This is a genomic window from uncultured Mobiluncus sp. (assembly GCF_947087965.1).
Classification (GTDB): Bacteria; Actinomycetota; Actinomycetes; order Actinomycetales; family Actinomycetaceae; genus Mobiluncus.
Genome location: NZ_CAMUES010000009.1, coordinates 63,055 through 74,147, shown reverse-complemented (window position 1 = coordinate 74,147; position 11,093 = coordinate 63,055). Strand labels below are relative to the sequence as shown.

Annotated in this window: 9 protein-coding genes; 2 read left to right on the top strand and 7 right to left on the bottom strand. The window is 54.3% G+C overall.

What is annotated here, in order from left to right:
- The coding region (locus Q0V70_RS09245; protein ID WP_297591054.1) for a hypothetical protein at positions 1–212 on the top strand (212 nt) is incomplete at its 5' end.
- Between the two features lie 174 nt (positions 213–386).
- Here the strand turns inward: Q0V70_RS09245 and Q0V70_RS09240 are convergent.
- The 5 genes from Q0V70_RS09240 to Q0V70_RS09220 form a co-directional block, all read right to left on the bottom strand.
- Positions 387–1,514, bottom strand: a complete 1,128-nt coding sequence (locus tag Q0V70_RS09240; RefSeq protein WP_295027381.1) for a sugar-binding protein — start codon at positions 1,512–1,514, stop codon at positions 387–389.
- A 70-nt stretch (positions 1,515–1,584) separates the two neighbouring features.
- The gene (locus Q0V70_RS09235; protein WP_297591052.1) at positions 1,585–2,892 is read right to left on the bottom strand and encodes a sugar ABC transporter permease; all 1,308 of its coding nucleotides are present in this window, start codon (positions 2,890–2,892) and stop codon (positions 1,585–1,587) included.
- 18 nt (positions 2,893–2,910) lie between these two features.
- Positions 2,911–4,443: an ATP-binding cassette domain-containing protein gene (locus Q0V70_RS09230; protein ID WP_297591064.1), complete on the bottom strand. Its 1,533-nt coding sequence runs from the start codon at positions 4,441–4,443 to the stop codon at positions 2,911–2,913.
- Between the two features lie 180 nt (positions 4,444–4,623).
- On the bottom strand, positions 4,624–5,904 hold the full coding sequence (locus Q0V70_RS09225) for an AGE family epimerase/isomerase (protein WP_297591050.1): 1,281 nt from the start codon (positions 5,902–5,904) through the stop codon (positions 4,624–4,626).
- 136 nt (positions 5,905–6,040) lie between these two features.
- Positions 6,041–6,310: a DUF1540 domain-containing protein gene (locus tag Q0V70_RS09220; RefSeq protein ID WP_282921781.1), complete on the bottom strand. Its 270-nt coding sequence runs from the start codon at positions 6,308–6,310 to the stop codon at positions 6,041–6,043.
- 444 nt (positions 6,311–6,754) lie between these two features.
- On the opposite strand from Q0V70_RS09220, the gene trpB reads away from it, so the two are divergent.
- On the top strand, positions 6,755–7,987 hold the full coding sequence (gene trpB, locus Q0V70_RS09215; protein WP_282921782.1) for a tryptophan synthase subunit beta: 1,233 nt from the start codon (positions 6,755–6,757) through the stop codon (positions 7,985–7,987).
- Between the two features lie 83 nt (positions 7,988–8,070).
- Here the strand turns inward: trpB and gatB are convergent, their stop codons facing one another.
- Both gatB and gatA read right to left on the bottom strand, forming a co-directional pair.
- Entirely contained in the window at positions 8,071–9,570 is a 1,500-nt protein-coding gene (gene gatB / locus Q0V70_RS09210; protein ID WP_297591046.1) for an Asp-tRNA(Asn)/Glu-tRNA(Gln) amidotransferase subunit GatB, read from the bottom strand.
- Positions 9,567–11,090, bottom strand: a complete 1,524-nt coding sequence (gene gatA / locus Q0V70_RS09205) for an Asp-tRNA(Asn)/Glu-tRNA(Gln) amidotransferase subunit GatA (protein ID WP_297591043.1) — start codon at positions 11,088–11,090, stop codon at positions 9,567–9,569. The genes gatB and gatA overlap by 4 nt, the downstream gene beginning before the upstream one ends.
- Between the last annotated feature and the right edge of the window lie 3 nt (positions 11,091–11,093).

The window sequence follows — 11,093 nt, the reverse complement described above, 5'->3', positions numbered from 1 at the left end:
AAACGCGTAAACAAAAAACAAAACGCTATCGAGATCAAAACCAACAAACCCACTCACCGATCCATCCCAGTTTTCACCGAGATTTCAACAATCGGGGCGTTGCTCACCGCAAAAGTGCGCAACAGATAAAACTATACACGTCACTTTCGGAGGATGCAAATCTGAGTCCCTATTTGCACATCCCGGGCGTGTCGGATAATAACATACCATAGATGTTCGCACAGATAGTGCCACTTGCCTTGCAGTGCCGGCTGCACCAAGAATGTTGGCACGCAGGACAGACAGTCATTAAACAGCTGCGGCCCCGCCGGATACGACGGGACCGCAGCCAAATCTACATAGAGTAGGAATCTCGGTCTAGCAGGCCAAAATCCTATGCTAAAGGACTACTTCACAGAGTTAACCGCTTCCAACTTTGTGGGCTCGTCCTTGTAAACTTCCGCAGCGTTGTCCTTCGTTGCCACCACCGGAGGCAACAGGAAGGCCGGGACAACCTTCTTAGTGTTGTCGTACTGCTTGTCATCCACAGCGATGCCGTTAAGGTCCTTCACGTCCTTTTCGCCCTTCAAGAGCTTCTGGGCCAAAGCCACAACGCTTTCCACCAGCGGCTTGGTCGGCTTGGAAATGGTGGAGTACTGCTTACCCTGCATGATCCACTTCAGAGACTCAATCTCGGAGTCCTGACCGGTCACGACCGGGAGGGTCTTGCCAGCCTGTTCGCAAGAGGACAGGACAGCGCGAGCCAGAGTGTCATTCGGGGAGAGGATACCGTCCGGAACCTTGTCGCCGGGGTAATTCTGAGCCAGGATGGCGTCCATACGGCTCTGCGCGTTCTTGGGATCCCAGCCTTGGGTAGCAGCCTGAGCTTGGGTGTTCTGACCAGAACCAATCGTGACCTTACCGGCATCAATCTCCGGCTGCAATACGGACATGGCTCCGTCAAAGAACTTGGCCGAGTTCGAGTCATCGTTGGAACCCGCTACCACTTCGATGGTCCACGGGCCGCCAGGCTTCTTGGCTTCCAAGCCTTTCAGCAAAGCCTCGCCCTGCTTCACGCCCACGCCAAAGTTATCGTAAGCAACGTAGTAGTCGACGTTCTCAGTTGCCATCAACAGGCGGTCGTAAGCAATGACGGGTACGCCAGCATCGGCAGCCTTCTGCACCTGATTACCTAAGGAGGTGCCGTCAATAGCGCCAATGATTAGAGCCTTCGCTCCATTGGTGAGCATCGTATCAATCTGGTTCTGCTGTTCAGAAACACCATTGTTCGCGAATTGAACCGAGCACTTCAGGCCCTCGCTCTTGCACAGGTCGTTGAAGTACTTCTCGGCTTCTACCCAGTTCTCAGAGGTCTTTTGAGGCATAGAGATGCCCAAATCCAGACCAGTCGAGCTGCTTGCCCCGGCGTCGTCTCCGGACTTATCAGCGTTGCCGGCATTGCCTGCGCAGCCTGACAGTGCGAACGCTAATGCGCCAGCGGCGCCAAGAACGGCGATTCTCTTGATTATTTGCATGGTTACCTCACTTTTGTGTCGAGTCCTGGTGCCCCAGGTTTGGGCAGTTGCCCAAGTTCTTTGTGACTAACTAGGCCTTCGCTTCCTGCTCAGGCGATTCTTTTTTCGAGTCATTTTCAGGCACAAGCGCCGTGTCGGACGATGCTTGGTTACGTTTGCGAGTGGCACTGAATAGGCCAATAATCGAAGGTTTGCCCTGCTTCTTTGACAGTACGTCAAAGGCTACGGCAAGAAGCAGAACCAAACCTTTAATCATCTGAGTCCAGTCTGTGCCCACGCCAAGCAGCTGCAAACCGTTGTTCAGGAAAGCCATCACCAAAGCACCCACCATGGTGCCACCCAAAGTACCAATGCCGCCCCAGACTGAAGCGCCACCGATAAATACGGAGGCGATGGCATCAAGCTCCCATAAGTTGCCATCAAACGGCGTAGATGCTCCGGAACGTCCCACGAAGCACACCGACGCGATAGCTGCCAGGACCGAGGAGTTGAACATTACAAAGAAGTTCACTTTCCTCACCGAGATACCGGTTAATGCCGCGGCCACGCGGTTACCGCCCACGGCGTAGATGCCTCGCCCAAGAGGAGTGTTGCGGGACAGGAAGTTGTAGAACAGGAACAGCAAAATCACGATAATGCCAGAGATAGGCAGGGAAGTTCCCGGTCGTCCAGTCGCAAAAATCCATCCAAACAGCAGGATAATAATGCAAGTAAAGACCACCTGAACCACAAAAATCCAGCTAGCGGGCAGTTCTGCTCCAGCCTTCGCCAGACGGACACGCTTGCGGGTGCGCATGAACACCATCAGGAGAGCGGCAATCATGGCTAAGATGATGGTTTCCGAGTTAATTATCCAATTACCTATGGCTATAGGCGGCAGCCAATTCATATAGCCGGCACCGATGAATTTCACCTGATCCGGAACAGGAATCGACAGGGACTTGCCAATAAACTGGTTCATCCCGCGGAACAGCAACATACCGCCCAAGGTCACAACGAAGGCGGGAACCCCCACGATGGCAACCCAGAATCCATGCCAGCTACCGATAATCACACCCACAATCAGCGCGACACCGATGCCAAGCCACCAAGGCAATCCCGCTCCGGACTGCTCAGACGTGACCTTCGCCAGTACAATGCCGATTACGGCCGCCACCGAACCAACTGACAGGTCGATGTGCCCAGCGATAATCACCAGCACCATGCCCATCGCCAGAATCAGCACGTAGGTGTTTCCAGAAAGGACGTTTTGCAAGTTTTGAGCGGAAAGAACGGTACCGCCCGTCAGGAACTGGAATAAAAGAATTTCCAGAATCAAGACGATAACCATAGCCAATTGGCGCAGGTTGCCGCCTAGTAGTTGTTTCAATGCTGGCATTGGTAATTTTCCTCCCTGTTAGGCGGCAGCACTGCCGGATTTAGAAGTTGTGGGGTTCATGAGACGCATGAGCGACTCTTGGTCGGCATCTTTCGTATCGAATACACCGGTGACTTTTCCTTCAAAAATCGTATAGATACGGTCTGTAATGCCCAGTAGCTCCGGAAGTTCTGAAGAAATCACGATGACACCGATTCCAGCAGCAGCAAGTTTGCCGATGAGCGTGTAAATCTCAAATTTGGCGCCCACATCAATCCCACGTGTCGGCTCATCCAGAATCAATACCTTCGGGTCGGTGTACATCCATTTAGCAAGCACGACCTTTTGCATATTTCCACCAGAAAGTGACGATATGAGGTTATCGATTGAAGGGCTCTTGATACGCAAGTTCTGGCGATACTCCTCAGCCGTCTGACGGACTGTGTGCCAATCAATCGCGAGTGTGCTGCCGGTAGCTTTCTTTAGTTTCGCAGAGATAACTTCACCTTTGATGTCATCCAGAAGGTTTAGCCCCTGCACCTTTCGGTCCTCCGGAAGATAGGCCAGTCCGGCTTCAATAGCGGCTGGAACCGACCTCATAAAGATTTCTTTACCCTCCATGAACGTTTGACCAGACTCAAAAATTCCATAGGAATGGCCAAAAACTGAACGTGCCAGCTCGGTACGCCCCGAACCCATCAACCCCGCCAGGCCCACGACTTCTCCACTGCGTACCTGGATATTCGAGTTTTTACAGATGAGCCGCTCGGTATTGACCGGGTGATACACTCTCCAGTCTCTAATCTCAAACAGCACTTCGCCAATATGCGGATCACGGTCGGGGAAACGATTGTCCAGAGGCCGACCCACCATGGAGTGAATGATGCGGTCCTCGTCGACGTTGCCGTCTTTAACTTCCATAGTCTCAATCGTTTTTCCGTCACGTATCACGGTAATCGCGTCAGAAATAGCAGCGATTTCATTGAGTTTGTGAGAAATCATAATCTGGCTGATACCGCTTTGACGCTGCTGGCGCATCAGGTCCAACAAATGGGCCGATTCTTCCTCGTTCAGTGCGGAAGTCGGCTCATCAAGGATCAATAGTTTCACGTTCTTGGACAGAGCCTTGGCTATCTCCACCAGCTGCTGCTTTCCCACCCCAATCTCTTTGATGGGGGTATCCGGGTCATCGTCGAGACCCACTTCCCGAAGTAATTCCACGGCGCGTTTTCTAGTCTGGAACCAATCTATGCCTACGCCCTGCTTAATTTCGTTGCCCAAGAAAATATTTTCGGCAATTGAGAGTTCAGGAATCAGTGCGAGTTCCTGGTGGATGATACCAATCCCGGCCGCTTCCGACTCTCGGATGTTCTTAAAACGGCGAACCTCACCTTGGTAGACGATGTCCCCCTGATAGGTTCCATGGGGCCATACTCCAGACAGCACTTTCATCAGGGTAGATTTACCGGCACCGTTTTCACCGCACAGGGAGTGGATAGTGCCCTGTTTGACCTGGAAATTAACATCATCAAGCGCTTTGACACCGGGGAATTCCTTGGTGATGTGGCGCATCTCTAAAATGTTGCCTACATCCTTAGATTCGTTCACTTCTGCTCCTAGACTTCACTGTCTGGCCAATTACACCGAGTTCTTGCGTGAATACATTCACAAACCGAACGAAAGTCTACCTATTTGTGTAATCGGTATCAATTCTCAGATATCTTTGATATTTCAAGTATTTCTGAGCCTATTTCATGCGGATTTTGAATGTCTCAACGCCGCGGCAAACCCTGGTTGTGCCGGCAGGTTAACCAAGAACATTGCTTGTCCCGCATGGTAAATGTCCGCTTTTCCAACCCAGGTGACGCAGGCGGGCTGATTATTCACATCAAGTTCATGGGACCATTGTCCTGGATGTTGAATGAATTTGTCTTGCGCGTAAACACAAAACTTGTCAGCCCACTGCTGGGCCAACTGCGGAAGTTGGGAATCTGAACTGAAGCGAGCGGCGAGCTTTGAAATCACCAGGCTTACCCCGATAGCTTCGCAAATGACCCAGTGCATCCGCTGGGAGGAAACCGGGCGACCCTCGAAGTCTGTCGTGTAGGGAATCCCATCGGCGCCATCGCTACCCCACGCCGCCAGCGCGGTACGGTAAAGTCCCGCTGCGGCCTCGTGAACCCAATCCAAATTCAAATCTAACCCAGCAGCCTCGGCTGCGCCCTGGAGCTGCAAGATCAGACGTGCCCACTCAAAACCGTGACCCGGCGTGGCTCCCCACGGACGGAAAGGATCATTCGGCTTATCGCGGTTGTAATCAGGGTCTATACGCCAGTTACTGGTGTAATGTTCGGGGATTCTCCAGTCGTATTCCCTCGCGGACTCATTAATAATTTTCGTGGCAATGGACGCACCCCGCCGCAGATATTCGGTGTCTGCAGTCGCATCGAAAGCTGCCAGGCACGACTCCAAAGTGTGCATATTCGCGTTCGCACCGCGGTAATCTTCGAGCTCTGTCCAGTCCCTAGCGTAAGATTCTCGAGCTCTCCCCGCTGATTCGTCCCACCAGTAAGCATCCTGGATACGTCTGGCTTCGTCCAGCAGTTCGCGGGCTCCGGGAATTTCCGCGACAGTGGCTGAGCTGGCCGCAATAATTACGAAGGCATGAGCATAGGCTTCCTTACGGGGGCCTTTCTCAAGATCGGGGCGAGACTGCCCCAACGCATCAAGTTCCGTGTCAATCCACGAAAACCAGCCACCATATTCCCGGTCCACAAAGTATTCCCGCAGTGCGTGAATCCCGTGCGCGGCCAGTTCGCGGGATTGTTCGGGATGGATTCCCGCCAGGGCAAACAGCGAAAACATATGTGTCATTCGGCAGTTAATCCACAGTTGAGCTCCCATTTCGGGCATGACCGCACCTTCAGGGCCAAGGTAACCGAATCCGGCAGGAACCTTTGATTTCATGCCGAATTCACACAAAGCCGGGAGTTCGCGCGCAGCCAGAGAACGCAAATCAAGAATTTCACACATGACTGAAATTCTAATGTAGCCCCACTTTGCTCACGGTGATACCAATCATTGAAAATAATCAAGGCCTAAAAACAGCTGTGCGCGCGAACCGTCATCTGGTCGCGCACACAGGTTTATGGATTTATAGGTGGTAAGCCTAAGCAGCCTGGTGATAGGTGAGGCACTCGCCGGTCTTTCCACCAACTTTGACGGAAGGCGCCTGGCATTCCAAGTGTTCATTGAAGCTGCAGTCAGATTTCTGGCAAGCCCCAACTGCGGCTTGCTTACCGAGTCCTCCGACCTGCGGCAAGGCAATGAAGGTTGAGCAGCCCTTGGTGCCCATAGTCATGGCGGTGGCTTGGCAGCCATCGTGGTTGTAAGAGCAATCGGATACTTCACAATCGCTAACTACTGGTTGAGTACTCATATCTTTGATCCTTTCGTAATAAGTAACTACAGACGAATAATTTCTTAATTACGACTGTCAACTATTTTTTCAACCTTGTAAACCCCTACTATAAATACCCGCGTTTACCCAGGTCACAGGCTTTCATGTATATGGAAACGTACGAATTGCTTATATCAAAAAGCATATATAGATATTTTTAAATAAACTTAGCGATTCTAATTCAAGCCGATTAAGCAAAGTAGATTTAACCTAAAGACGATTCTGCTGTCAATACCTGGATTCACCGCAGGAGACCCCCTTCCCCAACGCTGACAGGCATGGATTCATTATTTGAGATGAATTTGCTCGAATAGTGGACACTCCTGTACTTGCGGGGAAAAAATGCGTACCTTTATCTTGTGACCGGTCCAAATCGGACCAAATCGGTTTCAGTATGGAATTGCGAAAACTTTGGAGGAAGAGATGAATAAGTACCGCGATTTTGACAACTACCTCAAGGAATACCCCGACGAAAAGGGATACTTCGGCAAATACGGCGGCAACTACCTGCAGGACCCGGAGCTGGTCAAGGCCTTTGACGAGTACGCGGAAGCCTATAACACTATTGCCCAATCTGCCCAGTTCATTGCGGAGTTACGTCGCATCCGCAAGGATTTCCAAGGCCGTCCCACCCCGGTGTACCACTGCCAGCGTCTGAGCCAGAAACTGGGACGTACCCAGATCTATCTCAAACGCGAGGATCTGAACCATACCGGGGCGCACAAGCTCAATCACTGCATGGGCGAAGGCCTATTGGCTAAATACATGGGGAAAAAGAAGCTCATCGCGGAAACCGGAGCGGGGCAGCACGGCGTGGCCCTCGCCACCGCCGCCGCCTACTTCGGCCTGGAATGCGACATCTACATGGGTGAGGTCGACATCGCCAAGCAAGCTCCGAACGTGGCGCGCATGAAGGTACTGGGCGCACGCGTCGTCCCCGTCAGCTTCGGGCTTAAAACCCTGAAAGAGGCCGTGGACGCCGCCTTCATGGCTTACTCCGAGGAATATCACGATGCCATCTATTGCATCGGCACTGCCGCCGGCCCCCACCCCTTCCCGGTCATGGTCAGGGATTTCCAGGAGGTCGTTGGCGTGGAGGCACGTGCCCAGTTTATGGAGCAGACCGGGCACTTGCCGGACAAGGTGATGGCCTGTGTAGGGGGCGGTTCCAACGCGATTGGGATGTTTGTGCCGTTCCTGGCTGACCCGGTCGAGATTTTTGGGGTCGAGCCACAAGGGCGGGGCACGGCTTTGGGCGATCACGCGGCCTCCATTACCTATGGTGGCGAAGGCGTAATGCACGGATTCAATTCGATTATGCTCGCGGACGAAAAGGGAAATCCCGCGCCGGTCTATTCCAACGCTTCCGGCCTGGACTATCCCTCGGTTGGCCCCGAACACTCCCTGCTGCATGATATGGAACGCGTTAACTACGTGACCATTCGAGACGAGGAAGCTATTGAAGCCCTGTTCATGCTCTCCCGCTGGGAAGGCATCATCCCCGCCATCGAGAGCTCCCACGCCCTGGCTTATGCCATCAAGGAAGCCCGCAAAGGCAAGACGGGATCTATCCTGGTGAACCTGTCAGGCCGCGGGGACAAGGACCTCGACTACGTGATTGAGCACTACGGCACGGGCGAGAACTACGTCAAATAAACCCAGAAGTAAGCTCTAAAAATGTTTTGTTCCCGGACCTTTCGGTTCGGGAACAAAACATTTAAGCCGGAAATCAGACCGGTTTACAACCCAAGTTCGGCCATAATCAGGGACTTTACCGTTCCCGCATCGGCTTGACCGCGAGTAGCCTTCATAACCGGGCCCATCAGCGCGCCGATAGCCGCCATCTTGCCACCTTTAATCTTTTCGACGACATCCGGGTTGTCCGCAATCGCCTGCTTGACGGCAGTTTCCAAAGCGCCCGTGTCAGAAACGACCTCCAAGCCGCGCGCTTTCACGACCTCGCCAGGATTACCCTCTCCGGCCAGAACACCGGCGATAACCTGCTTCGCCAACTTGTCGTTAATCTTGCCGTCTTCAACCAGGCGTTGCAGTTCGGCCACCTGGGCGGGAGTAATCGGCATTTCCTCCAGGTCTTTTTCCTCGCCTTTGGCCAAACGCGCGATTTCGCCCATCCACCACTTGCGAGCCCCGCCCGCGTCGGTTCCGGCTGAAACCGTTTCTTCAATGAGGTCCACCGCGCCGGCGTTGACAATGTCGCGCATTTCGATGTCAGTGAATCCCCACACACCCTGCAGGCGCTTGCGCCTCACGGCAGGAAGCTCAGGCAGACTCTGGCGGATTTCCTCCACCCACTCCCGGCCCGGCGCCACAGGTACCAGATCCGGTTCAGGGAAGTAACGGTAATCCTCGGCATCGGATTTCTCACGACCCGAAGAGGTCGTCCCGTCCGCTGCGTGGTAGTGGCGGGTTTCCTGGACGATTTTGCCGCCCTCGGCAAGGATTGCCGCCTGGCGACGCATTTCGTAACGCACGGTTTTCTCAATCCCTCTAAAGGAGTTCACGTTCTTGGTTTCCGTGCGGGTCCCCATCGGATCCTCCGGTTTATTGCGCAAGGACACGTTCACGTCAGCGCGGACATTGCCGCGCTCCATCCGGGCTTCACTAACCCCGATAGCCCGGAAAATATCCCGCAAGCTGCGCACATAAGCGGCGGCGACCTCGGGGGCACGATTCCCGGTCCCGATGATGGGTTTGGTGACGATTTCTACCAGTGGCACCCCGGCGCGGTTGTAATCCACCAGGGAGTGATCCGCACCTTGGATACGGCCGTCCTCTCCACCAATATGCGTGTTCTTGCCGGCGTCTTCCTCCATGTGGGCACGCTCGATTTCCACTCGGTACACGGTACCGTCCTCCAACTCGACATCGAGCCAGCCGTCATAACAGATTGGCTCATCATACTGGGAGGTTTGGAAAGCCTTAGTCAGGTCGGGATAGAAATAGTTCTTCCGCGCAAACCGGCAGTATTCGGCGATTTGGCAGTTCAGCGCCAGACCAATCCGAATCGCGTACTCCACGGCACGCTTGTTGACCACCGGCAAGCATCCGGGCAACCCCAGGGAAACCGGGGTGATGTTTGTGTTCGGTTCGCCCCCGAAAGTATTGGGCGCCGCGTCGAACATCTTGGTTTTCGTGCCCAGCTCAACGTGAACCTCCAACCCCAAAACCGGATCGAAGCGTTCAGTAGCCTTTTCGTAACTCATCAATTTGTCGCTCATTTTGCGCTCTCCTTCCATGCCGCGGCCGGGCAGGGCGGCATCGGCTCACTAGACTCTGCCAGTTGGGCTTCCATGCGGGCTGCCACCTCATACATGGTGACGTCTCCACGGGCGGGAGCGAGAATCTGTACCCCTACGGGCAGACCATCTTCCGCGGCCACCCCGGCAGGAATCGAAATACCGGGAATCCCAGCCAAGTTGGCGGGAATAGTCGCTACATCGTTGAGGTACATACTCATCGGATCGTCGAGCTTGTCGCCAAACTTGAAAGCGGTGGTCGGAGCGGTGGGAGTCAGCAGCACATCACACTGTTCAAAAGCTGCCGCCAGGTCGCGCTGCAGCAGCGTACGTACCTTTTGCGCCGAACCGTAGTAAGCGTCATAGTAGCCTGCTGACAAAACGTGAGTACCCAAAATAATGCGGCGCTTCACTTCATCTCCAAAGCCCGCCTCACGAGTCGCCGCCATCATGCGTTCGGTGGTGACTTCACCATCCTGCGGCAACACCCGCAGACCGTAACGTACCCCATCGAAACGAGCCAGGTTAGACGACACTTCTGCCGGCATAATCAGGTAATAGGCCGCCAAAGCGTACTCAAAGGAGGGGCAATCCACTTCGACTACGTTCGCCCCCGCCTTTTGTAGACGCTCCACAGCCTGCTGGAAACGCTGCAACACTCCAGCCTGGTAACCTTCGCCTTGCAGTTGCTTGACGACCCCGACACGCAGACCGGATGCATCTGTGCCAATGTCGGCCAATGCTCCGGTGATATCCGGTACTGGCTCGTCCAAAGACGTGGAATCCAGCGGATCGTGTCCCCCAATAATCATCTGCAGCGCCGCCGCATCGCGCACATCACGAGTAACCGGGCCAATCTGGTCCAGGGAGGAACCCATCGCAATCAAACCGTAACGGGAAACCGCCCCATAGGTCGGTTTCGCGCCCACGGTACCGGTGACAGCTCCAGGCTGGCGGATAGAACCACCCGTGTCCGAACCCAGCGCCCACGGCACCATAAAAGCTCCCACCGCGGCCGCCGAGCCGCCGCCTGATCCGCCCGGAATCCGCTCCAAATCCCACGGGTTGCGGGTCGGGCCGAAAGCCGAGTGCTCAGTAGACGATCCCATGGCGAACTCGTCCATGTTGGTTTTTCCCAGGATGGGCAGTCCCGCTTCCTGGAGCTTTAGCACGATGGTGGCGTCATAGGGTGGCAGCCAGCCTTCCAAGATTTTTGAAGCGCAGGTGGTGGGCTTGCCACGCTGCACCATGTTGTCTTTGATTGCAATCGGCACGCCCGCAAAAGGATGCAGTTTCTTGCCAGCGGCGCGGTCCGCGTCCACCCGTTTAGCGGTTTGCAGCGCCCCGTCCACATCGACGAAGAGGAAAGCGTGAATGTCCTTATCGAGGTGTTCAATCCGGTCGGCAAACACTCGCACCAGTTCCTCGCTGGTGACTTCTTTCGCAGCCAGCTTCGCGGCCAAATCGTGGGCAGACAACAGGTAAAGTTCTGTGTTACTCATAAG